21 protein-coding genes and 1 pseudogene are annotated in these 25,369 nt (G+C 39.6%); 17 read left to right on the forward strand and 5 right to left on the reverse strand.

Annotated elements, in window-relative coordinates:
* Positions 1–282 precede the first annotated feature (282 nt).
* Entirely contained in the window at positions 283–1,251 is a 969-nt protein-coding gene (locus tag CZ382_RS16725) for an SDR family oxidoreductase (RefSeq protein WP_088053511.1), read from the reverse strand.
* 181 nt (positions 1,252–1,432) lie between these two features.
* Here CZ382_RS16725 and CZ382_RS23980 point away from each other — a divergent pair, with 181 nt between their 5' ends.
* Positions 1,433–1,603, forward strand: a complete 171-nt coding sequence (locus tag CZ382_RS23980; RefSeq protein WP_196406345.1) for a hypothetical protein — start codon at positions 1,433–1,435, stop codon at positions 1,601–1,603.
* A 516-nt stretch (positions 1,604–2,119) separates the two neighbouring features.
* Here CZ382_RS23980 and CZ382_RS16735 read toward each other — a convergent pair.
* Together CZ382_RS16735 and CZ382_RS16740 are read right to left on the reverse strand one after the other, a co-directional pair.
* A complete protein-coding gene (locus tag CZ382_RS16735) occupies positions 2,120–3,433 on the reverse strand; it encodes an MFS transporter (RefSeq protein WP_088052348.1) in 1,314 nt (437 codons plus the stop codon).
* A gap of 60 nt (positions 3,434–3,493) precedes the next feature.
* Entirely contained in the window at positions 3,494–4,093 is a 600-nt protein-coding gene (locus tag CZ382_RS16740) for a TetR/AcrR family transcriptional regulator (protein ID WP_088052349.1), read from the reverse strand.
* A 449-nt stretch (positions 4,094–4,542) separates the two neighbouring features.
* Between CZ382_RS16740 and CZ382_RS24325 the strand changes: the two genes are divergently transcribed.
* The 6 genes from CZ382_RS24325 (at position 4,543) to CZ382_RS16755 (ending at position 9,077) form a co-directional block, all read left to right on the forward strand.
* Positions 4,543–4,650 carry a putative holin-like toxin gene (locus tag CZ382_RS24325; RefSeq protein ID WP_235000461.1) on the forward strand — a complete coding sequence of 36 codons (108 nt, stop codon included), beginning with the start codon at positions 4,543–4,545 and terminating at the stop codon, positions 4,648–4,650.
* A 730-nt stretch (positions 4,651–5,380) separates the two neighbouring features.
* Entirely contained in the window at positions 5,381–5,653 is a 273-nt protein-coding gene (locus tag CZ382_RS24330) for a hypothetical protein (protein ID WP_235000462.1), read from the forward strand.
* Positions 5,654–5,674: 21 nt separating this feature from the next.
* On the forward strand, positions 5,675–7,291 hold the full coding sequence (locus tag CZ382_RS16745; protein ID WP_235000463.1) for a DEAD/DEAH box helicase: 1,617 nt from the start codon (positions 5,675–5,677) through the stop codon (positions 7,289–7,291).
* A gap of 18 nt (positions 7,292–7,309) precedes the next feature.
* Positions 7,310–7,564 carry a hypothetical protein gene (locus CZ382_RS24335; protein ID WP_230855990.1) on the forward strand — a complete coding sequence of 85 codons (255 nt, stop codon included), beginning with the start codon at positions 7,310–7,312 and terminating at the stop codon, positions 7,562–7,564.
* A gap of 9 nt (positions 7,565–7,573) precedes the next feature.
* Positions 7,574–8,296 (forward strand): hypothetical protein, encoded by a 723-nt coding sequence (locus CZ382_RS16750; protein ID WP_230855991.1) that lies wholly within the window; start codon positions 7,574–7,576, stop codon positions 8,294–8,296.
* Between the two features lie 211 nt (positions 8,297–8,507).
* Complete coding sequence (locus CZ382_RS16755; protein ID WP_088052350.1) at positions 8,508–9,077, forward strand: Uma2 family endonuclease; 570 nt, start codon at positions 8,508–8,510, stop codon at positions 9,075–9,077.
* Positions 9,078–9,746: 669 nt separating this feature from the next.
* On the opposite strand, the gene CZ382_RS16765 is transcribed toward CZ382_RS16755, so the two are convergent.
* Positions 9,747–10,532, reverse strand: a complete 786-nt coding sequence (locus CZ382_RS16765; protein ID WP_088052351.1) for an HAD family hydrolase — start codon at positions 10,530–10,532, stop codon at positions 9,747–9,749.
* An 87-nt stretch (positions 10,533–10,619) separates the two neighbouring features.
* On the opposite strand from CZ382_RS16765, the pseudogene CZ382_RS24340 reads away from it, so the two are divergent.
* Positions 10,620–10,763, forward strand: a pseudogene (locus tag CZ382_RS24340) (cytochrome P450); the annotation flags it as partial.
* Between the two features lie 190 nt (positions 10,764–10,953).
* Here CZ382_RS24340 and CZ382_RS16775 read toward each other — a convergent pair.
* On the reverse strand, positions 10,954–12,735 hold the full coding sequence (locus CZ382_RS16775) for an alpha-glycosidase (protein ID WP_088052353.1): 1,782 nt from the start codon (positions 12,733–12,735) through the stop codon (positions 10,954–10,956).
* Between the two features lie 421 nt (positions 12,736–13,156).
* Here CZ382_RS16775 and CZ382_RS16780 point away from each other — a divergent pair, with 421 nt between their 5' ends.
* The 9 genes from CZ382_RS16780 (at position 13,157) to CZ382_RS16820 (ending at position 25,351) form a co-directional block, all read left to right on the forward strand.
* The gene (locus CZ382_RS16780) at positions 13,157–14,437 is read left to right on the forward strand and encodes a sugar ABC transporter substrate-binding protein (RefSeq protein WP_088052354.1); all 1,281 of its coding nucleotides are present in this window, start codon (positions 13,157–13,159) and stop codon (positions 14,435–14,437) included.
* 151 nt (positions 14,438–14,588) lie between these two features.
* Positions 14,589–15,836, forward strand: a complete 1,248-nt coding sequence (locus tag CZ382_RS16785; protein WP_088053512.1) for a carbohydrate ABC transporter permease — start codon at positions 14,589–14,591, stop codon at positions 15,834–15,836.
* The gene (locus CZ382_RS16790; RefSeq protein ID WP_088052355.1) at positions 15,836–16,675 is read left to right on the forward strand and encodes a sugar ABC transporter permease; all 840 of its coding nucleotides are present in this window, start codon (positions 15,836–15,838) and stop codon (positions 16,673–16,675) included. The genes CZ382_RS16785 and CZ382_RS16790 overlap by 1 nt, the downstream gene beginning before the upstream one ends.
* Positions 16,676–16,716: 41 nt before the next feature.
* The gene (locus CZ382_RS16795) at positions 16,717–19,068 is read left to right on the forward strand and encodes a glycoside hydrolase family 31 protein (protein ID WP_088052356.1); all 2,352 of its coding nucleotides are present in this window, start codon (positions 16,717–16,719) and stop codon (positions 19,066–19,068) included.
* A gap of 24 nt (positions 19,069–19,092) precedes the next feature.
* Positions 19,093–20,109: a LacI family DNA-binding transcriptional regulator gene (locus CZ382_RS16800; protein ID WP_088052357.1), complete on the forward strand. Its 1,017-nt coding sequence runs from the start codon at positions 19,093–19,095 to the stop codon at positions 20,107–20,109.
* Positions 20,110–20,544: 435 nt separating this feature from the next.
* Positions 20,545–21,693, forward strand: coding sequence for a GntR family transcriptional regulator (locus CZ382_RS16805; protein WP_088052358.1), 1,149 nt, complete (start codon positions 20,545–20,547; stop codon positions 21,691–21,693).
* 516 nt (positions 21,694–22,209) lie between these two features.
* A complete protein-coding gene (locus CZ382_RS16810) occupies positions 22,210–23,511 on the forward strand; it encodes an ABC transporter substrate-binding protein (RefSeq protein WP_235000464.1) in 1,302 nt (433 codons plus the stop codon).
* Between the two features lie 62 nt (positions 23,512–23,573).
* Positions 23,574–24,500: a carbohydrate ABC transporter permease gene (locus CZ382_RS16815; RefSeq protein WP_200809539.1), complete on the forward strand. Its 927-nt coding sequence runs from the start codon at positions 23,574–23,576 to the stop codon at positions 24,498–24,500.
* A 14-nt stretch (positions 24,501–24,514) separates the two neighbouring features.
* Positions 24,515–25,351 (forward strand): carbohydrate ABC transporter permease, encoded by an 837-nt coding sequence (locus tag CZ382_RS16820; RefSeq protein ID WP_088052359.1) that lies wholly within the window; start codon positions 24,515–24,517, stop codon positions 25,349–25,351.
* The last annotated feature ends 18 nt before the right edge of the window (positions 25,352–25,369 follow it).

Here is a 25,369-nt window from a genome sequence, read left to right on the forward strand (position 1 = left end):
TTTAACTTATCGTTCATGGAATGAAGAATGGATACCGCAGCTCGTTTGACGTATTTGAATGTACAACGTAACTTAAAACGCCTAATCTAAACATGGCAGATTAGGCGTTTTATCTTTTTGCACTTTAAGAAATTTCTGCTTTGTTAAAGGATTAAAGTATAAGAAAAACGTGACTTGTCACCAAATCTTTAGCGACAAGTGACATTTTTCTAATATTCAATGAGCGGATGTTGTTTAGCTCAAACACTTAGGCAACTTAATCAAGTGTTTTGGGGAATCAACTTAAGAACTGGTTGATTCTCCACCATCCACATGCAATACTTGCCCCGTTACCAGTTGTGAGTCATCTGAAGCGAGATAGACAAATGTCGGGGCTAATTCAAATGGTTGGCCGATACGGTTGAATAGGTTGTTCCCATGCAGGGCATTTTCATCAGATGAGAAGCTCGCAGGGATAAGTGGTGTCCATATTCTTCCCGGTGCAATGGCATTTACCCGAATCCCTTGACCCGCGAGACTTTTGGCAAGTGATCGTGTCCACCCGACAATCGCCCCCTTTGTTGCCGAATAATCAATTAATAAGGGTTCCCCTGCATAAGTAACCACGGATGTTGTGCCAATGATTGAGCTTCCTGGTTTTAAATGTGGTAAAGCAGCTTTGGTAGTATAAAAGTGAGCGTAAATATTTACTTTGAATGTGTCATCAAATTGCTCATCTGTAATGTCCAGCAGACTATTTTGCTGAAATTGAATGCCTACATGATTACAAAGAATATCCAGCCCGCCAAATGTCTGAACTGTTTGTTTGACAATGGTTTTACATTGTTGCTTTTCTCTTAAATCTCCTGGTAATAGGAGACAACGTTGACCAAGTTCTTCTATCCTATTCTTGGTTCGTTCTGCATCATCGTGTTCATCCAAATAAGCAATAGCTACATTTGCTCCTTCTTTTGCAAACGCAATTGCCGCTGCTGCTCCCATTCCACTGTCTCCACCAGTTATCAAAGCTACCTTATTTTTCAGCTTCCCGCTGCCTTTGTAGTTAGGATTTTCAATAATTGGTTTTGGAACCATCAGGTCTTCGTGGCCTGGCTGTTTTAGCTGGCGTTGTTCAGGGTTAGCTAATGGAACCTCTTGATAGCGCGTTATCTTTCCGTAATTCGGATAGAGCGGATATGGTTTTGTTTGTTTATTTTCCTCAAACCATTTTTGGTATGCTCGTATTTCTCGTAATTCACTCTCTGTTGGCATTTGCTCATTATTGTTACTAGGGTCGTCTTGTTGATACAAACGTATAACCTCCCTCTGATGTTTATCCTATGTAATGTATGATTAGGCGATCGTCTATGTGCGTGTCTGGATATATTGCAACGATGGACTTGCTCCAAAGCCTCTAGCCTTACGTAGAATGCTAAATAGGGAGGTGTCACAATTGCGTATTGAATTTAACCCTAAGGTAAAGTGGCTGTTAGTTGACCAATCAGATGAAAAAGTAAAATTGAATTATCTCCAACATAGCTGGTTGATGCCTGTTATTGTAAAGAGACCGCCATACTATACGAATCCGCGTTACGAGCCCTATTATCCGCTTGTTAAGAGATGAGGCTGTTCAAACTATAAAATAGATTGAGAGGGACACAAGCTGTACAGCGTAGTTACAAAAAAGGGCCGAAATCGAAATCCGATTTCGGCTCTGTTTATCCGGACCCTGAAAAGATACTAGAGCAGCTTCAAGTAGGTGGGCCAGGGGAATTAAAGAAAGAAGGGTATGTACTTGCCTCCAGCCAAAATAGACATAAGCAAAATTGTACTTGCTGGAAAGGATAAAGCGGGAACCTACTATGCTGCGCAAACGTTTAAACAATTTTTGATTTATTGTTGGATTCGATCGGCGGCTTTTCGTTTTCGATCAGCGACTTTTTGGATTCGATCAGCGGCTTTTCGTTTTCGATCAGCGACTTTTTGGATTCGATCAGCGGCTTTTCCCTTTCGATCGGCGGATTTTTGGATTCGATCGGCGGCTTTTCGTTTTCGATCAGCGACTTTTTGGATTCGATCAGCGGCTTTTCGCTTTTGATCGGCGGCTTTTCGTTTTCGATCAGCGGTTTTTCGCGTTTGATCAGCGGCTTTTCGCTTTTGATCGGCGACTTCTCGCTTCGATCAGCGACTTCCCGGTTTCAATGGGCGATTTCTCTCTTTCGGTCAACCGAAATAACAGACCAGTACTAATCAGGCCCATCACAGCCATCATGATGGTCAGCACAATTGGTGGAAGCCAGCTGCTAATAATGAGAAAAACTCCGGCTGTACTGACCCCAAGGAAGACAGCAATCGTATATATTGCCATATAGGAACTGCGTTTATGATTAGGAACAGTATTCGCAAGCATCGTTTGTTGGATAGGTGCATACATCATTTCCCCGATAGATGCGATAACCATTGCAATCATTAACAGGAATGGGAAAGTACTATAACTGATGATGGTGTAGCCGATAAAAAAGAGACACAGTCCGGTTAACAAAACAAATTGCTCATTCCAACGCTTTATTATCCTCGCAATTAGCATGGTACAAAAAACTACGATTAATGTATTTGTCGTTTTCAGCATACCGACTAGATTCATGCCATCGACTTGCAGAGAAAACAGTGGCAGAAGCTGCACCGGTTCATTAATTTTGTTGACTAGTCGTACACCAATGTAGTTGGTTAGTTGTTCCTCAACAGATACGATGAGTAAAGCCGCAATCGTAAATGTGAAAAAGAATTTGTGAGCGAGTACGTTTTTATATGTTTGCAGTATTTGCAGGGGCTGTTTTTTTCCTTGTAAACCATTTTTCATTACAGCTTTTTCTGTTATAGGGATGTATGTTTCCTGTATATAGAAAAAGGTAATCAGAAGAGAAATCAGCGTACAAAGCGCCACACCTATAAAAAGGTAAAAATGATAGTTATGAAATAGGAATGCACCAATCATACTTCCAATAGCTGCAGCCATATTTCTTAGCCAGTAAGCATACGTATAGATCATTTTTCTATTATCTGGCTGGCTCACATCAACAATTAATGCTTGATATACAGGGGTAGCAGCTCCTGTACTAAATTGGATAAAAATAAACAGGCTAAAGGTGATATATGGAGATGTATGCCAAGGTGAATTAACAGAAGCAGCACCAATAAATCCAATAAAGATAATGAATTCCGCTAACAAAATCACACGTTTACGACCGATTTGATCAGAAATATAACCTCCTAGTATGGAACCGCACACATTAGCGGCCATTACAACGAGAAACAGAAAACCTGTAATGAATGTTCCTAACTGATCGGAAAAAAAGATAATTATAAAAGGGATGACGGACATGGTGGCCATCGTGGTTAGAAATTGCAATAACAACCGGATTCGAATGACTGGAAGAAAACGGAATATGTTCATATTATCCTCCTAAAATATGATTGATCAATCAATCGCTTGTAAAGTAAAAGATTAGACCTACTAGTTGATAGGTCCAAAAAGCTGAAGAGCAGGTGATATATATTGATCCCATATTTTACTGTAACGGGTATCTGTATTATTCAAACGAATGCCGATCAGCAGGCTCGTATAGAGAGTAGCGACAGGCATGGTATCCTGTTTCATCAAAACCCCTTTATGTTGTCCGTTTTTGATTAGACAACTGATTTTCTCCCTTAATTGATCGTGGAACTGATCGAGCTGTTCAAACGCTGCAGGATAACGATGAGGTTGACCGACGACTTGCGCAACGAGTGTTAAATAACTTTTTACTCCAGCGAACAATTGAATATGTTTCGTTACCATCTCTTGTAATTCAACTAGTGGATCTTCCGCATCAGTATTGAAATCCAATACTTGTTCCGAAAAGGTCCCCAGTGGCTCGACAACGGAAGCTAAAAAGAGCTGTTCCTTATCCTTAAAGTATGTGAACACATTTCCAAAGCTCACCTCAGCAGATTCTGCAATTTTTTTAATCGTCGTTCCTTCATACCCTTCCGATGCAAAAAGGGTAATTGCACTATCAAGGATTTTCTGCCGTTTTTTTATCATATTTAATCGCTGTTCTTCAGATAATGGCATCGTTATGTCTCCTTATATTGATGAATGATTAATCAATCGTTAATAGAAGAATAGCAAAAAAGGAGCTGGATGTAAAGCTGTTTTTGCCCAAAATGCAGCTCGTTTTAGGACAGGGATATTTTCAATAAGCGATGGGAGCCCTAAAACAGGGCCCAGATAGGGGTACATAGGGGCTAGGAGGTAACCTTTGAGGTAAAGTCGGTGGTTTAACTGATTCGTGAGTCACACTCTTGTCTGACTCAATGTTTTACAATGTAATCATTTTCTCGCCTTATTATCTTTGGTTTCTAGAGCACATCAAGTTTTTCAAACGTTTGCACTAATTAGACTATAAACTTATCAATGGTTATGATAAAATTAATATAGCAACTACATAGGTATTGTGGGCGGTTGGCCATCGTTCCTTGTCCCTTAAGCCACGTGAAAGCTTAAGGAAGGGAGGTGGCAGGATGACGACATATGAAGCATTAAGTTTGGCGTTGCAGTTTAGTTTACTCCAAATTGCAACACTAACTTTTATTGTTACTATTGTCGTTTATCTAATCAAAAAGAAGTAACCGCCCACCACCCCAGGTCGCGATTACTTCAGTAGATAGGCAACATGTTTCAGCGGCCAACTGCACTTAATGCAGTTTGTAGTTGCCGGAACCGGGTAGTTAACGCTACCTCGGTTCCTACTTCTAAGTATAGTATAAAATTTATTTATTATACTGTCAATTTTTTATGGGTTGTTTAAAATACACAGATCCCCTTATTACTGCCCAAGCGGTTTCATATGATACCGCTGGTTCCGCGGCCCATGTCCCCTATACATGTTTTCCATCAGAAATAATTAATGCTTGGCTGTGACCAACTGCACTTGTTTCAGGTGGGCTGCCGTATTCCCTTCGATGTGTTTAGTTTCTGGGTGGTTCTATGGAAAAGTTACATACAGCCGCATTAACATATCCGTTTTTACATCCTAATCAGCATTTTCATTAACGGAAATCCCGGTAGTTGTAACAGAGAGGAGACAACCTCAAGGAAACCTTCATTAGTAGGCTTACGGGATTTACATTTGGGTGCTATTCAAAAACCAATCTATTAAATCTGGTATTATATCCTCACTTTCTTTTCAGTATGTTAAAATAATAGGATAGTACATGTCATAAATAGGGGTGAAAAGCAAATTGGAAACGTATCTGTTTCATGTAAATAAAGAACTTTTCGATCTCCAGGCAATGGACATGGATGATACGCTAATTCACTTCTTTTCTTGAAACCCAGATTACAGACGAAGCATTTACGATGGAAAATGATCAGAGACTAAGGAGAAATTTTACCATTGACTGGGATGAAAGGCTGCTGCAGGGGAGAGGAATCAAGGGTTTTTTTGCACCTTACACCGAAGAATTTTTACTCGTTGTCCATACAGAAGATAACCGCATCGTTGTTTGCCAGCAAGACGATTCATTGCCGGTGGATGCAGAGAACACCCTACATCACAAGGAGCGGGCACATCAGGTGATGGAATCACTATCAAGTTTTAGCAATAACGCGGAAAAATGGTTTCAATTATAACAAATCGCTGAACAGTATAGGGTGCAGCCAAGTGAAAACGAATTGCTTTGTTTGCCATATGTCCGTGAATTGGAAACATTTGATTATCAGGTGAAAATAGTTAAATCAGTGCTGAACCGGTTTAAAGGGCGCGTGATGTTAAGCGATGAGGTTGGTCTGGGCACAACCGTTGAAGCAGGTATGGCAATGCTGGAATATGTTATGCGTGGTCTGGCGCGGCGAATACTGATTCTTGTCCCACCATCCCTTGTCGGCCAATGGGAGAATGAGATGAAAAGGAAATTCAATCAGGATTTTGTCCGGGCAGATCACCCTGATTTTAAAAAGCACGGTCAAAACGCGTGGGCACATTACTCGAAAGTCATTGCTTCGATTGATACAGCAAAACGTAAAAACAATCGCGAATCCATTTTCAAGGAACAGTACGATTTAATTATTGTGGACGAGGCCCATCACTTAAAAAACCGGACAACCCAAAAATGGCAGTTCGTCAACGGAATCAACAAAAAATATATTTTCCTTTTAACAGCTACGCCAGTGCAAAATCATTTGGAGGAATTGTATAATCTGATCACCCTGTTAAAACCTGGGCAATTACGAACGTACAGCTATTTCAAGAAAAATTTTGTCGAAAGCAAAGACGGAATTGAAGCAAAGAATGTTGATAAATTGAAAGGTCTGCTGGCGGACGTCATGATTCGCAATAAGCGCAGTAATGTGGATGTTACTTTTACCAAACGGACAGCTTACACACGAACCATTGACATGACAAACGATGAAAAGGCCTTGTATAACAACCTTAGTCTATTTGTTCGGGAACGTTATCATGTAAAACATCCGGTCTTGAACAGGTTTCAGCTAAAACGTCTGCAGGAACAGATCGGCAGCTCCATTACGTCTGTTGTCCCTTCGTTAGAACGCCTGAGTGTGAATGAGAAGCTAACCGAATTTGAGCGGAAAGCCATGAAACGGTTTCTGGATGAGGCAAAAACGATTGCGGAAAATACTTCAGGTTCCCGTACAAAGGTGGATGAACTTGTCTCCATTTTAACCGAATTTAATGATAAAATGATTGTTTTTACCAAATTTGCTGCTACACAAAAGTATATTAGCAACGTACTCAAGGACCGCGGCTTTCAAGTTGCTGAATTTCACGGGGCGATGCGTAGAAAAGAAAAGGAAGAACAAGTAACCTGGTTTAAGGAGGAAGCGGATGTATTGGTGAGTACCGAAGTTGGCGGCGAAGGGAGAAATCTGCAATTTTGTCATGGAATGATTAACTATGATCTTCCCTGGAATCCGATGGCCATTGAACAACGAATCGGGAGAATACACCGGATTGGCCAGGAAAACGATGTTGTTGTTTATAACCTTGCTGCCAAAGATACGATTGAATATTATATTCTGGATTTACTGGATCGCAAAATTAACATGTTTGAACTGGTTGTCGGTGAGGTTGATGCCATTCTGGGAGATCTGGAGGAAAAGGAGGACTTTTCCGAGCTTGTGATGAAGGCCTGGGTTGATTCGCAAACAAAAGCAGATGTGGAAGCAGAATTGGATCAACTTGGAGAAGTCATGTTAAAAAACAAACAAAAACTGGCGAAGCAAAAACATCTGGATGATCGATTATTTTAACCTGATGGAGGTGTAGTGATGCAGTTGCAGCAGTTTGTTACAGAAGTAGTCGAGCAATTGGGCGGGATCGTTATTCCTGTGGAGTATGGATTGTGCCAGGTACTCATCCCTGAAGCGTACGCGCCGTACTTTCAACATAAAACAGAATTGCAGCTTTCCTTTGATTATGAGGTTGCCCAAGAGAATCCGGATTCAGAATTTGTGACGTTTGGGAGCTACATCCTGGAGCAGCTACTCGAATTGATCCATCAGCAAACCGTCAGTACAATGTGATTTGCTGAAGTGGACCGTCTGGAATTGGGAAATGCATTGAAAAAAATAAGGGATTTTCTAAAGGAAGACCCAGGCAAACTTACGATTATGGAGGAAAGACCTGTTATGGGTGTGTGGGCAGTTTTTCAATACAATGTTGCCTACGTAGCCGATGAAAAAACGGAATCCTCCAGACAGGTTTGGGTAAATTTGTTAACGAATCGTATAAGCCATACAATGAAACGGGAACAAAGCCGGATTATGTATCAGCATGAACCTGTTTATACCTACCCACTTCCTGTATCCATTGATGTTCCCCAAGCATTTTCAATGGCGACTGCACATGTAAAAAAGTTGAGCGAACAACAGAAAAGTGATCCAACGAGAATGGCTGCTATGGATAAGGATATTAATCGAATAACCACTTATTATCGAGAACTTGTTGCAGAAAATGAAAGACGAGCTGACAGGAAAGGAATAAGTGAAGAAAAAAGAAGAGAGTATCTTGAAAAAACGGAGGCCATTAAACTTGAAAGAGACAAGCAATTACAGGAGATTCGCAATAAGTACAATGGGCAAATAGAAATCAACATCGATAATGGGATACTCTATTTTGTACCGATACTGGAATACCGTTTATTGCTTGAGCACAGGGGTGATGCGTCTGAACGAATACTCTATTATAATCCGGTAACCAAGCAGTTTTTCAGTAGACAGGACGAAACGAGTGAAACAGCTGTGCCTTCCCTGTAGACTGGTGAAGTGTGGCGTGAGTGTACAGACAGCCCGCACACTTACACATCAACCTCATGGCAAGATCATAATGACTGAACACTATGGTCAATCGTTAATAAAAACTGTATACCTGCAAAGAAATATTATATAATGGGTATAGGATGAAAAATTGTGTTAACAAAATGCTTACAATTTAAGCCATTATTCAAAGGTCAGTGGAGGGAAAAGCATGGTTTTACCACAAGAAAACAAATTGACTTATGCTGAATACCTGAAATTGGATAACGATATACAATATGAAGTAATTGATGGCCATATATATGACATGGCGCCATCACCAAACGTGAAACATCAATCCATTGCAATGGAGCTTGCCACTGAATTTAACATGTTTTTTAGGAATCAATCATGCAGGGTAATTAGTGAGATTGATGTTTGTCTTTGGGGAAAAAAGGATCCTTCTGAAGTAAACGAATGGGTTAAACCGGATATTGTGATTGTATGTGACAAAGAAAAAATCATGAAGAATCATATTGCGGGAGCACCAGAATTGATCGTGGAAATTCTATCGAAGTCAACTGCAAAAATGGATAAAATGATTAAGTTTAACTGCTATCAAAAAGCAGGTGTGAATGAATACTGGATTGTTGATCCTGCACATGAGACTGTTGACGTTTATGTATTGGAGAATGAGTACTACAAACATGTTGGCACGTTTACAAATGATGAAGTGATCAACGTTACGAGCTTTGAAAATCTCTCCATCAATTTAAAACATGTTTTTAGGGAAGATTTTTAGCCCGAGAAGTGATTTCGGTTGGATAAACATTAATCAGTAGCCAAACAAGGTCACTTATATGTACGGAAGGGTAAACAGATATTAGAGAAAAAGAGCACAACAGGCTGGAGTAACCAACTAAAGGCTGAAATAGAGAACAAAACTTGATGAGGTTTTTTGCATAGAAAGCATGATCCAATGTAATACAGAACTCTGGACAAAGTGGATTATCAGCTGAAAATTAAAACCAAAAATCGCATAATAATAAGGATTTTTTTTAACCCATGCCAGAGAAGTTTTTTATAGTTACCTTAAAAAGTATTTGTTCCGATAGTCAATTAAATCGTTCCTCCATAAATTCAACTTGTAACTATAAAAAACTTTTTTGGATGTCCTCAGTCCTGTAATATAGAATTGGATCATGTCCTTCTTCACCATTTTTAGTCAGATAAACTGGCTCACCTGATTCCTTGCAAAGCGAAGATATCTCATTATAGTTATTACGTATTGAAGCAGATGGTTTGATATTTATCATGCACAACAAACCTCCATATGATTATTATATCTATATTTTACTATGATTATGTAGTCAAAATGTTGCGGACTCCTGTAGAAGGGTATGTATAAAAGATCCCCATCCAATTTTAAAACATCTGGATGGGGAAATTGAGAAAAATGGCTGCTATTGACCTACTTCACCAACCCCAATTCCTTCAACCCATTAAATATCCCCGATTCCTCAACCGAAGTTGTCCTCCGGTTTGCATATTTAAACAGCTCAGGAGATGCGTTTCCCATGGCAAACCCAACGCCTGCAACTTGCAGCATTTCCTTATCGTTCATTCCATCCCCGAAGGCAATCGCATTTTCAGCCGGGATGTTCAGGCGTTTGAGTACCTGCTTGATCGCTTCCCCTTTGTTTACGGCTTTACGAATGATGTCATAGCAATGTTTAACGCCCTCAATGTTAACCTGTGAAAGATGGATATCTGCTTCAATTTCGTAAAGTGGTACTTCAGCCGGTTGCATATTGATAACCGTGCCACCTAGGACATGGTCAACTATATCGAGGGAAAAGGCTTCATTTTCCTTCATTTGGAATTTCTCAATAAACTGCTGCACTTCCGGTGTTTCAAAGGTTGTGAAATAATTTTTTTCATTTGTATATAGCACGAGTTCATTTCTGTTACTTTCTGCAACTTTCAGGAACTCTGTCACTGTATTAGTGTCCAAAGGTTCATTAATAATGGATTCATTTTGATATATTGCATGTGCGCCATTATATCCAATGAATGAATTAACACCAAGCTCTTCAGCCAGTTCAGCAATCTCATGAATCGGCCGACCCGTTGCAAGGAAAACTTCAATACCCTTTTCCTTTAACTGGGCAATCGCATCCTTCGTTGATGGGCTGTAGGTATGATCTGGTTTTAGTATGGTTCCGTCGATGTCGAGGAATAGTACGTTGTATGGCATGGTTGTCTCCTTCTGTAGGTAATTATTGATATTAAAAATGATTGTATCATATTTTGGATGGAATTTGGTGGTTGGAGGTCTGACAGGGATCCTCCAGTACAACGAAAAAGACGTTCCTTATTATCAGCAGCTTTTACACCGCGCAGTTTAAAAAATTGGGAACCCCGTATTGGGCGGATAGCAACTGAACTTGTCGATGATATAGAAGAAAATTCTACTGTTGATATCCTTCATCGTGTGAGGGAGAATGATATTATCCCCTTTAAGTAGACAGGAAAGAGAAAGCCTATTACTGTTTACTTGAAGGGGAATTTCTATGGGGGAATTGCTAACTTTATAGCGTTAGTACATCCAGCTTTTTAACATATTTGTCATCTCAACGTGGTCAAACATTTACCATCGATATAGTCTTTTACTCCTCCTATCCATTCATTTTTTTACCAACTTTTTCAAAAATCCTGAACTTATAGGGTCCAAGCTTGATAGGCGATTCTCCGATTTCAATTGGACTTTTCTTAAACACGTTTCCTGAAAAAATACGTTCATCAAACTTACCTGAAAGCCCAAATGATCCTGTCACTTGCTTAGGGCTATTATTAACCGCAACTATGACATGGTTGCTCTTATTATATTTTTCAAAAACAATCGTATTTTTTGCATCGTCTACATCCAGAAAGCGAAAACTTCCCCCATTAGCGTAAACGGGATGCGACTTCCGCAAGGCAATTAGTGCTTTTACAAACTGGAAAAGATCATGATTTTGCCCATCCTCTTCCCAAATCATGCATGCGCGGCACCCTGGATCTTGTCCTCCCGCCATACCGATTTCATCTCCATAATAGATACAAGGCGTACCAATAAAAGTTAATTGGAAGAGGTATAGTAATCTTACACGGTCTACGTTTCCGTCAGCCAACGTTAAAATGCGTGGCGTGTCATGACTATCAAGCAGGTTAAACGCCACCTCATTCACATTGGCAGGGTACATGTGTAATACTTCCGTTATGGAGTTGGCAAATGTACTAGCCTTCATTTCCTGTTTCGCAAAAAAGTCAATCGCTCCATTTGTAAACGGATAGTTCATAACAGCGTCAAACTGATCACCTAAAAGCCAGGGCATTGCGTCATGCCAAATTTCACCCAAAATATAGGCATCCGGTTTAACCGATTTAACAACCTTGCGAAATTCGCGCCAAAATGCATGATCGACTTCATTGGCTACGTCCAAACGCCACCCATCAATATCGAATTCTTCTATCCAATAACGGCCAACATCCAACAAGTATTGCTTTACTTCAGGATTTTCCGTGTTCAGCTTTGGCATTGAACTAACAAAACCGAATGTATCATAGTTAGGCGCGGGATTGGTTTTGACAGGAAAATCCCATAGGTGGAACCATTTTTTATAACGGGACTTCTCCTGATTTTCAAGCACATCCTGAAATGGTGGAAAATAATAGCCGCTATGATTGAATACAGCATCAAGCATGACTCGAATTCCCCGTTTGTGACATGCCTTGACTAATCGTCGGAATGTTTCCTTGTCCCCAAACTGCGGATCAATTTCCATATAATCGATTGTGTCATACTTATGGTTTGAGTGTGCCTTGAAAATAGGGGTAAAGTAAATCCCGTTTATCCCTAAGTTGACCAAATGATCAAGATGGTCCATTACACCTTGGAAATCACCACCGAAAAAGTTGGTCGGTGTTGGTTTGACCTCGCCCCATGGTAATGTGCCTTTTGGGTCGTTGGAAGGATCTCCATTTGCAAAGCGTTCCGGGAAAATTTGATACCAGATCGTGTCTTTAACCCAGGATGGAGCGTTGAATACGTCTGCTTTGTTTAGGTATGGGAAGCAGAAATAGTTTGAAATCTCACTAGGTGGGTCAGAGAAAATTCCACGCTCAGTATAAAAACACGTTTCGACATTATCTGTACAACGGAAAGCATAACGCGTTCTATGAAATTGTGGTTTAACCTCAGTCGACCAATAATCATGTAAACTGGTTGAACCCGATTTTTTCATGTTTCTTGTATTCGTTTGCCATTGCTCATTTTTCCATTCATAAGGGTCACCAAAAACAAGTTCAACAGATTTCATGTCATCTTTCTTCGCTTTCAAAACAATATGAAGGGTATTATCATCGTAAGCGTATGCAAAATTATTTTTTGGACGGTGGAAAATTGCTTCTTTTATCATTTATAAGAACTCCTTTCGTAATAAAATAGCGCAAACGATTTCATGAAAAGGTTGTTTAAAAAACATGTCATCATTCCTCCTGTTTATTAAATTTAGCTTCAATCCTCTCTTCAAAAAACAACCCCAGCTTTTATCATAAAAAGCCGGGGTTGTTTGAATACAAATCATTGCCCTCTAATTGTGAATAATGATAAATCTTGTTGTTATAACTATTAATATATAACATAATATGCAATTGTCAATAGGATTCTAGACTTGAAATAATGTTTTCAAAAAAAATAAAGAAAACGCTTGCAGTAAATATGAAATAACTGTAGAATAATAATAAACCTAATGCAAACGTTTGCACATACAATTTTGTCATAATCAGTTCCTATTTTGTTTGAGGTTAGGTTATATCATCAAAAAGGGGAGAAATTTAATGAAGAAGAAGAAGGGCATGCTTTTATTAGCGTTAGTACTATTACTAACCTTACTTGCGGCGTGTGCACCGAATCGTGAAGACAGGACCAACGCGAATACTGATGAGGGTAAAACAGAGAAGACCGAAAAACCAGAAGAACTGACTATCTGGGCAAATGATGAGGAGAAGCAACTGGAAGCAATCAAAAAAATTGCGGCTGATTATGAGGAAAAAGAGGGAATTAAAGTTAATGTTGTAGCGAAGGCAATGCTGGACCAATTGCAAGAGTTGTCTCTTGCGGGTCCGGAGGGCAAAGGCCCTGATTTATTTTTTCAACCACATGACCAAACAGGGAATATTGTAGCACAAGGGCTTGCAGAACCTCTTGATTTATCGGATGAGGAAACAAATGGATATAGCAAGGCTGCTATTGAGGCTGTTACTTATAATTTTGATGGAAAGACCGATATATATGGAATTCCTGCAGTTATTGAAACGTATGGAATTTTTTACAATAAAGATATTGTTTCCAAAGCCCCGAAAACAATTGATGATTTATTGGCGATTCTTGAGGAAAATACGGACGCTTCAAACGAACAATATGGCTTTTTAATGAAACCTAATGATCTTTATTTTGCTTTTCCTTTTTTTAAGAATTATGGTAGCTATATTTTTGGGGGAGACACCGGAGAATATAATACGGATGATATTGGTTTGAATAATGAGGGCTCTGTTGAAGGTGGTAAGTTATTCCAATCATTTTTTGGTGGGGATAAAATACCTGCATCAACAACTGTAGACGTAGTCGATGGGTTATTTACAGAAGGAAAGGTAGGAGCAGTCATTAATGGGCCGTGGAGTATCGCATCATATAAAGAAGCTCTTGGCGACAGTGTTGGATTTGCGCCATTTCCAACAATTAACGGCGAACCTGGTCAGACATTGGTAGGGGTAAAATCATGGTTTGTTTCCTATTACTCTGAAGATAAAGATTGGGCAAAAGAATTAGCGTTGTTTATGACAAATGAAGAAAATCTTTCCTATTATTTTGAAGTAGCTGGGGAACTTCCTCCGAATACAAATGCTTTGGAATCTATTGATGACCCAATATATTCTGCTTTTGCTGAACAAATAAAACATGGGGTACCAATGCCAAGTACACCGCAAATGTCTCAAGTCTGGGAGCCAATGAATAATGCGTTACAGTTCCTGGCCGAGGGAGAGGAAGTTCAATCAGTGTTGGATGAGGCTGTTCAACAAATGGAGGATAATATTGCGGCTAGCGGTTCAGGTCAATAGGGGGTAGATGGGGAGGAGTATCTTCTTCCCATTATTTTCTTCTATCTACTAAACTAAGGGGGTGTTGGCGTTGACTGTACCAACCGAAGAAGATTCAAATAGAAAAAGGTTAAATATAAAGGATGTCAGAAAACATAGTCCTAAATTAGCTATGTTCCTATCGATTTTATTTGCTGGTTTAGGTCAATTGTACAACCGTAGATTTTTAAAGGGGGCTATATTTCTTTTAATTGAGGTTTCATTTCTTGTAACTTTGCTAGACTCAATAAATTTTGGATTATGGGGTTTGCGTACACTTGGTACGATTCCAGGAACTGACCATTCCATTCGTTTACTAGTATTTGGGGTTCTTGCTTTAATTGCTGTTTTCTTTGCAATCAGTTTATATGTATTTAATGTAATTGATGCGAGGAATCAGGCACGTAAAATTCAAAACGGATGGAAACCCTTGAAATTTAAAGAAACTGTAAAAGAAGCTTATGATAATGCTTTTCCTTATTTAATGACGTTTCCTGGTTTATTTTTAATGATTTTTGTAGTTATATTTCCCTTGTTATTTTCTGTTTTACTAGCATTTACCAACTATAATTTATATCACTCTCCACCTCGTAATCTGGTTGATTGGGTTGGATTTGATAATTTTGTTGACTTGGTTACTGTTCCAATTTGGCAAGATACGTTTATTAGCGTTTTTGCTTGGACGGTTGTTTGGACCGTTGTGGCGACAACATTGCAAATTGCCTTGGGGTTGTTCCTTGCTTTAATTGTAAACGATCCCAGAATCAAATTTAAAAAATTAATTCGTACAATCTTGATATTACCATGGGCGGTTCCGGCATTTGTTACAATTTTGATATTCTCGGCTATGTTTAATGATGACTTTGGTGCGATCAATCGAGATATTATTATCCCGCTTTTTGGTGGAGAAGGTTTCCCTTGGTTAAGTGACCCTGCATATGCGCGAATAGCTATTATTATGATTCAAACATGGTTGGGATTTCCTTTTATATTTGCATTATTTACCGGTGTTTTACAAAGTATTTCAAAAGACTGGTACGAAGCTGCAGACGTAGATGGCGGTTCACGGTTTCAAAAGTTTCGTCATATTACGTTTCCACATGTAATGTTTGCAACGGCCCCATTATTAATTATGCAATACGCACAAAACTTTAATAACTTTAATATCATTTACTTATTCAATGAAGGGGGACCACCAGTAAGAGGACAAAATGCGGGTGGAACGGATATTCTTATTTCGTGGGTTTATAAACTGACTTTTGACACAAATAATTATGCCATGGCAGCGGTTATATCGTTGATTATGGGGTTAATTGTTTCCGGATTTGCTTTTTATCAGTTTAAGAAAACGAGATCGTTCAAGGAAGAGGGTGAAATCTAATGAATCAAAAAATGAAGTCCAAACTTGAAGTGACGGTACTTTATGTCATATTGGCTATTGTTGCTGTAATTATATTCTATCCTTTGGTATGGACTATTGGTATGTCCTTCAACCAGGGAACAAGCCTATACTCTTCCTCGCTAATACCAAAAGCCTTTTCATTAGATCACTATAAATGGTTGTTTAGTGAAGCCAGTGATTATTTATTATGGTATAAAAATTCGCTTATTGTGTCTGTAGCTGTAGCGATCGGTAGTGTTATTATAACTTCGCTTGTCGCCTATGCATTTTCCAGATATAAATTTGTAGGGAGAAAGAATGGACTATATGTCTTTTTACTCTTACAAATGTTTCCGGTCATGATGGCAATGGTCGCATTGTATATTTTTTTGAATATGCTTGGCTTACTAGATACACTGACAGGATTAATATTTATATATTTAGGTGGACAGATACCGTTTAATGCGTGGTTGGTGAAAGGATACTTTGACACAATTCCACGTGAGTTGGACCAGGCAGCAAGAATAGATGGTGCAGGACATTTAAGGGTTTTCTGGAGTATAATGCTTCCACTTGCCAAGCCGATTTTGGCAGTAGTTGCTTTATTTAACTTTATGATGCCATTATTTGACTTTCTTCTACCATCAATTGTCCTTTCAAGCCCAGAAAATTATACCTTGGCAGTAGGACTTTATAATTTCATTAATGATCAATTTGCAAATAATTTCACTAGATTTGCTGCGGGGTCAATATTAATAGCAGTTCCTATTGCAGCTGTTTATTTATATTTACAGAGATATTTAATCTCCGGCTTGACTGCTGGGGGATCAAAAGGATAAAACATATCATTTGATAATTATTTTTTGATGGAGGTACATCAATGCTTGAAGACACTAGCTTTGCAATTCACCCGGGAAAAGAAAAAGATGCCGAAAATGGACCTTATTACGATATTGGGAAACTATTAGATCACAAAAAGATAGACAACACCTATTTCTTTAATTGTGAAAACGGCAAAGTAGCTATCCGATTTTATACGGATATTATTGTACAAGTAGTCATGAATCCAACTGATGAACCAAAAATGGAAGGATCAAGGGCTGTCATTGCTTTGCCTGAAAATGTTGCTGTTGAAGAGCAGCAAAATGAAGCGCATTTGACATTAAAAACAGACAAGTTGGAGGTTGTCATAAAAAAATCGCCGTTTCGAATAACGATTAATGACCATGATGGCCGTGAATTAGTGGCAGAAACGGATCGAGGAATGGGCTTCAAAAAGGGTGGGGAAGTCATAGCATATAAAGTCATGCATGATAACGATCATTTTTATGGTTTTGGTGAGAAATCTGGCCATTTGGATAAGCGTGGGGAAAAGTATGAAATGTGGAATACGGATGTCTATGCACCTCATAATCCGGAAACAGATCCCTTATATGAGTCGATTCCCTATTTCATGACATTGCGTGAAGGACGTGCCCATGGTGTGTTTTTCGATAATACATTTCGAACCGTTTTCGATATGAAATCGGAGGAAAATAATTATTCTTTTTGGGCAGAAGGTGGGCAACTTGATTACTATGTTTTTGCTGGACCTGAACCGAAGACTGTATTAGAGCAATACACACACCTGACAGGTAGAATGCCACTGCCGCCGAAATGGGCATTAGGATACCACCAGTCGCGTTATAGCTATGAATCAGAAGCAGAAGTACGAGAGCTTGCGAAAACATTCATCGAGCATGGTATCCCGCTGGATGCTATCCACCTGGACATCCATTACATGAACGGATATCGGGTGTTCACCTTTGACTCGGAACGCTTCCCAACCCCGGAAAAATTAATTGCGGATCTGCGTGAGATGGGAATTCGGATTATTCCGATTGTGGATTCAGGTGTAAAGAAGGATCCTGAATATCACATTTATCAAGAAGGTGTTAACGAGGATCTTTTCTGTAAATATATTGAAGGTGCTATTTATTTTGGAGATGTGTGGCCTGGCACAAGTGCATTTCCTGACTTTACGGATGACAAAGTACGCAAATGGTGGGGCGATAAACATCAATTTTATACAGATTTGGGTATAGAGGGAATCTGGAATGACATGAACGAACCTGCTGTATTCAATGAAACAAAAACAATGAACGTGGCAGTAATGCACCGCAATGACGGGAATCCAGCCACACACCGTGAACTTCATAATATTTATGGATTCTTAATGGAGGAAGCGACTTATGAGGGGATGAAGGATCAGCTTGAAGGCAAACGTCCATTTCTATTGACCCGTGCAGGATATGCAGGTGTCCAGCGCTATGCAGCTGTCTGGACAGGGGATAACCGGAGCTTTTGGGAGCATTTGCAAATGTCACTTCCCATGGTCATGAACCTTGGACTGTCCGGGGTTCCTTTGGCCGGCCCTGATGTTGGCGGATTTGCCCATGATACCAATGCAGAACTGCTTACACGTTGGACACAGGTAGGCGCATTTACACCGTTTTTCCGGAATCATTCGGCGCTCGGGTTTAAATATCAGGAACCATGGCAATTTGGTGAAATATATGAAACGATGATGAAAAAATATATTCGGATGCGTTATGAGTGGATGCCCCAGCTGTATTCCTTGTTTTATCAAGCTAGCAAGACAGGCATTCCAGTCATGCGTCCATTGATGCTTGAGTTTCCGGATGATGAAAAAACTTATAATTTGAACGATCAATTTATGATTGGCGATAATGTCATTGTTGCACCAATTTTGGCACCTTCCATTACAGACCGGGCTGTTTATTTACCCGAGGGAGAGTGGGTTGAATTATTTACTGATGTTACGTATGAAGGAAAGCTAACACATTTAATTCATGCCGAGCTGGATCATATGCCGATCTTTGTAAAGAGAGGATCAGCTCTGATGCAGACAGATTGGACGTCAAATACAAATAAAACACCAAAAACGATGACAATGCATGTGTATGCGAGTGATTCCGATGAAAGCTATCGTTTTACATTCTATGATGATGATGGGGAGACATTCGAATACCAAGAGGATGGGTTTCTGGAGCTTGACATTGAATTAAAGTCAAGTGCAGATTCTGTTGTGATAAATGTATTGCAGCAAAATGGTGTATTTTTACCGGTATATAAAGAAATAAATGTAAATATAGCAGGACTGATGGAAGGACAACGTGTTATAATTAACGGTGAAACCAGCGGAGAAAAACACGTTATTCCATTAAAATAGACGATGTAGAGGGCTGATAGCAAAGTGGTAACAATTAAAGATGTAGCAAAAGCAAGTGGAGTATCCCCCTCTACGGTCTCAAGAGTTATTGCCGACAATCCGAGAATAAGTGCGGATACAAAGAAAAAGGTACGTAAGGTCATGAAGAAACTTGGCTATCACACGAATATAAATGCAAGGAATCTTGTCGTTAAATCTACAAAGGCAATCGGGGTTATTATGCCTTCTTCAACAAATAAAGCGTTGCAAAATCCATTTTTCCCTGAGATTCTTCGCGGGATTGGTTCGGTTATTCATAAAATGCAATATTCGATGTCACTATCAACCGGGGAGACGGAAGATGAGATCTTTGAAGAGGTAAAGCGAATGGTGTATGGCAGTTATGTTGATGGTGTCATTTTGCTCTATTCCCGGGTCGATGACAGTGTCACGAATTTCTTATATGAACAGGATTTTCCGTTTGTCATTGTAGGGAAACCGCATGAATATGTGAACGAAATCACCCATGTGGACAATGATAATTTTCGGGCTGGAAAGGAAATTACCGAATATTTGGTTGCAAAAGGGCATCAAAAAATTGCTTTTATCGGGGGAGCAAGCGACCTGTTTGTAACGATGGATCGGCAAGCAGGATACGAATCAGCTTTAACAGAGGCAGGTATCGGGAATTGCGAGGAATACAAAATTCATACGGAGTTTCTGGAATCAGGTGGCCGGGGAGCAGTTGAAAGCTTGTTTGCACTAAATAGCCCGCCAACTGGGATCGTCGTCAGTGATGATTTGATCAGTCTTGGGGTGTTAAGCATGCTTGAAGACTCTGGGTATCACATTCCAGAGGATATTTCACTCGTTAGTTTTAACAATGTTTATTTGTCCGAAATAACAAGACCACCTTTGACAACAGTAGATGTGCAAATTTACAAGCTTGGAGCACAGTCGGCAAAGGCGCTGATTGAAAAGACATTGAATAAGAATGAGCCTGCAAAGCGGATTATTATCCCGCATCGGATTGTTTATCGGGATTCGGTGAGTGAACGTTGAAAGAAACTGTCCATCAAGGTCATGAAAACTGCCCTTGGAGGACAGTTTTTTCGTTCGTACTTCTATATTCAATTTTTATTAACAAATCCCTGAAAAACAAGATACTTATATTCAACATTTATGTCAAATGGTGAACTTTTGCTATTTTGTCGTAAACTTTCGCGATTTCTTGCCGAACTTTTGCTTTTTGATGTCGAACTTTGGCTAATTCATGTCGAACTTTCGCCTTTTTGACAAATCCACAACAAAAAAGCCATTGCAGCATAACGGAACAGCTTTATGATTGCGATTTTTTGTTTTATGGGAACCCTCACAGAATGCTGTTTCGGCCCTTCCCTACCTCCTACGGTTCAATCCTGCACAGATAATATGAAATTGAATTTAGTGACCGCAATTTGTTATTATTAATATAACAATTAGCTGAGGAATGATCGAATGAGTCTGTATGAACAAATTTACAATTATATACTTGACAAAATAAAAGCAGGTGAGATGAAGCGGGGAGATAAAATCCCTACAGAGTATGAATTGGCGAAGCTATTTCGCGTAAGTAGAATCACTTCTAAAAAAGCACTGGATATGCTTTCACAGAATAATATAATTGAACGCTTCCAGGGAAGAGGGTCGTTTGTTTCCAGTACGCTGCCTGATTTTAGCACTATTTCTGCGAAGCGGGAATATTTGGATACGGAAAGGGATAATTTAATTGGATTGATCATACCCGATTTTATGGATACTTATGGTCTAGAGTTAGTAAAGGCAATTGAGAGAGGCTGCTCGGACCACCAATACAATCTTGTACTAAAGCGGACGTTGGGATTGCAAGAAGAAGAGAAGAAGGCAATCAATTCCTGTATAAATATGGGAGTTAAAGGAATTATTGTACTGCCGGTACAGGGTACGCACTATAACAATGAACTGCTTCGCCTTGTAGTAGAGGAATATCCGCTAGTTCTCATCGACCGTTATTTGAAAGGAATACCTGCAAGTTCTGTTTCTATTGATAATAAGAAGGCAATGCGGGAGTTAACCGGTTTAGTATTGGAAAGTGGTCATCGGAATATAGCCTTTATTTCTCCATCCATTGAAGGTACATCTTCTGTAGAGGAACGGTTTATAGGATTTCAGGCAGCTTTTTCGGAAAAAGGGAAGCCGTTAAACCCGGATTATATTTTAACGGAAATGAAAAGTACAATGCCTGTAAACGTGCATGGTGACAAGCAAATGGGCTATGAAACGGAGGATTGTGACAAGTTAGCCCGATTTATTGAACGTAACCCAACGATCACAGCTTATATTTGCAGCGAATACGAAATAGCTGTGATGTTGTATAAAGTTCTTGGAACGCTGGGCAAAAAAGTTCCAAAGGATGTATCAATTGTTTGTTTTGACTCACCTAATGCCTATTTGGACTATCCTTTTTTTACACACATACGTCAGGATCAGGATGCTATGGGACGAAATGCAGTAGAATTATTAATGAAGCAATTAGCAGGAGAGAATGAGCCTTTCAATTGTAAAGTTAACTTTCGTTTAGAGAAGGGGCAGTCACTGAAAACAATTGAATTGGAAAAACAGGAGTAATCATGTTTTTAAAAAGAGGATGTTCAAAAAGTCACCAATTGATAAGCAGATGAATTGGCGAGCTTCATTGATTTTCCACCCCCGATGTACTTAAGTGATAAGGCGGTTTTCTACTAAAACCGCCTACGTCCTGCAGGCAACGAGAAGTTAACACCTTCTGTACCAAGTCCGATGCTGGAGATCTATGCTGCCTAAAGCCTTCAAGACTCAGATTCGGCAACGTTTTGAACACGCACTAAAAGATAAGGATATGGAACCATGAAACTGGAGTTACCTGTACAGGGTCATCTCCTTTTTTGTTCGCCTATTTACTCGAAAATAGTTGCAAATAAAAAATATTGGCATTAATAATTTGGATTATTAATATAATGATATATCAAAACAGGCTAATTTACAGCATTAATCTCTCATTAAAAATTCCAAGATTGCTACTATTTACAACGAAATAGTTGTGTATCAATAAAAAGAAAGGGGGATAGAAGGTTTGAAAATATCCAAATACAAGGGGGAGAACCATTGTTCCTAAAGAGTGGAAGGTTAAGAAAAAACGTATTGGTTATTGTTCTGATGTTGGCACTTGCACTAGTGGCGTGTTCCGATAATGGGAAGTCCGGGGAAGCAAAATTGGAAAAATATGGTGTAACTACTGTTACGTTTTGGCATGAAAATACAGGTGTTGGAGAAGAAGCGATTAAGGCTGTAGTAGATGCCTTTAATAAAAAACACGAAGACATAAAGGTGAAACCGGTCTACACTGCTGCAGACGAATCACAAAATGAAAAGCTGCTGGCGGCGGTCGCGGGAGGCAACCCACCCGATGTGTCATGGTTTGACCGTTTTAAAGTCGGCTCATGGGCTGAACAGGGTGCCTTGACAGATCTTACGGAGTACGCAAAGCAAGATGGCGTTACCAAGGATAACTATTATCCATTTGCCTGGAACGAGGCAAATTATCAGGGAAAGCTTTATGCGATGCCGGTTGATACAGATGCACGCATGTTGTTTTACAATAAAGATGCATTCAAAGATGCGGGTTTAGATCCTGACAAGCCTCCGAAAACCATAGCAGAACTCGAAGAAGCAGCTGAAAAACTAACCATTAAGGAAGGAAGCAGGTTTAAACGAATTGGTTTTATTCCTTGGTACAACCAAGGTTGGCTTTATTCCTGGGGCTGGGCATTCGGGGGAGATTTTTATAATGAAGAAGAAGGCAACGTAACGCTTGATGATCCGAAAATAGTTGAATCTCTTGAATGGATGACCGAATTTGCAAAGAAATATGATGTAGAAGATATCACCGGCTTTACGGACTCAAGCGGTTCTGGAGCAATGGATCCATTCCTTACAGGCCAACTCGCGATGCATATTGGAGGAAACTGGAGTATTTCGGGTTACTTGAAGTATAAACCGGATTTAAATTATGGGGTCGCACCGATACCAACTCCAACAGGGGATAATTTCACTTCCTGGTCTGGTGGTATGGCAGTTGTTATTCCGAAAGGTGCCAAGCATCCCGATGAAGCATGGGAGTTCGTTAAGTTCTTTGGCTCTGAAGAAGGTCAGGAAATATATAATGATATTTATAAAACGTTATCTGTAATGGATTCCGTTAATGAAAAACTTGGATATAAAGACGATCCTATTTTTAGTGAATTTGTCAAAATTCTTCCTAAATCACATAACCGTCCAGTGCTGCCTGAGGGTGAATTATTATGGAATGAATTGGCCAATGCGGTGGACAATGCTATACACGGAAACGGAGAACCAAAAGAATTGCTGAAATCAACAAGTGATCTAGTAAACGCGGAACTCGAATAACTAAACAGATAGGGAGAGGGAAGTAGTCGCTTCTCCCTTCTTGATAAAAAGGGGAGGGTAAATTGAAATCGATAGCAAATAAAAGAAAGGTGGCTCGTACTGCAAAAACCAATAACATAAATAATGGGGCAACAGGGTGGTTGTTTGCAGCACCATGGATTATTGGCCTGTTTTTGTTCTATATCCTGCCATTGGTCGTGTCGATATTTTTCAGTTTTACATCTTATTCTATTCTGCAGCCTGGTGAATTTATTGGGTTTCAGAACTACAAGGAATTAATAAATGACGAATTATTTTTTAAATCGATTTATAATACCGTTTACTTTGCTGTTATCTTCGTCCCTCTAAGTATTATTTTTGGTGTCGCCCTAGCAATGTTATTGAATATCAAAATCAAAGGTATGACGATCTACCGAACTATTTTCTTTCTGCCGACTTTGGTTCCGCACGTGGCGATCGCCGTGCTTTGGATGTGGATGTTAAACCCGGGCTTTGGTCTTGTAAATGGGTTCCTTGACATGATCGGGATAAAAGGACCAGCTTGGCTTGGGAGTGAGGAGTGGTCGAAACCTTCCCTTATTTTTATGTCTCTATGGGGAATTGGGCAAGCTATCGTAATTTATCTGGCAGGTTTGGGCGATATTTCTGATGAATATTATGAAGCAGCTGAAGTGGATGGGGCAAATTGGTTCCAAAAAACGTTTCATATTACCCTGCCTCTCTTGACTCCGGTCATCTTTTTCAACCTTGTCATGGGTGTCATCGGAGCATTTCAACAGTTTACCCTGCCTTACACACTTACACAAGGACAGGGTAAGCCCGCAAACTCGTTAACGTTTTATGTGATGTACTTATATGATAATGGATTTAAATACTTCAAGATGGGTTATGCCTCCGCGATGGCCTGGATCCTGTTTGTGGTTATTATGATCTTAACGATACTTATATTCTGGTCTTCCAAGCGCTGGGTACATTATCAAGGTAAATAAAAGGAGGGAATTCAATGAATCCGGAGCATGCAAAGAAAATAAAATTTACAGCGGCACATGTTTGCTTAATGATAGCTTCTCTGTTTTTCTTAATCCCGTTTATCTGGATGGTTTCAACATCGCTGAAGCCTATTGAACAGGTTTTTACATTTCCGCCTGAGTGGATTCCCAGACCATTTCATTGGAAGAATTATAGCGAGGCGATTGAATACATTCCTTTTTGGAAGTATTTGATTAATACGTCCGTCATTACCATCTTAAGCACGATTGGTGTGGTTCTAACCTGTCCACTTGTGGCTTACAGTTTTGCCAAATTGCGGTGGAAGGGCAGAAATATTGTTTTTGCAATCACGTTGGCTGTTATGATGATTCCCGCCCAAGTTACCATGATTCCCCTATTTTTGTTATTTAATAAATTAGGGTGGGTGGGTACTCCATTACCGCTAATTGTGCCGCAATTTTTCGGGGTACCATTTTACATATTTTTGCTGCGTCAGTTTTTTATGGGTCTGCCGGACTCTCTCAGAGAAGCTGCGAAGATGGACGGAGCAAGTGAACTTCGGGTTTACTGGCAGATTATGCTTCCATTGGCGAAACCAGCAATTCTGGCAGTTGGATTGTTCCAGTTAATGGCGAGCTGGACTGATTTCCTCGGTCCTTTGCTGTATCTGACAAATGAAGATTCCTATACACTATCTTTAGCCTTGCAGCAGTTCCAGAATAAGCAGGGATCCGAGTGGAGTCTAATGATGGCTGTGTCTACACTAATGACTTTACCAATTATCATTCTGTTCTTCTTCCTGCAAAAAACATTTATTAAGGGAATCACATTTAGTGGGATTAAAGGGTAGATAAATAAACTTTTAAAC

The organism is Virgibacillus dakarensis, assembly GCF_900155625.1.
Lineage (GTDB): Bacteria > Bacillota > Bacilli > Bacillales > Amphibacillaceae > Lentibacillus_C > Lentibacillus_C populi.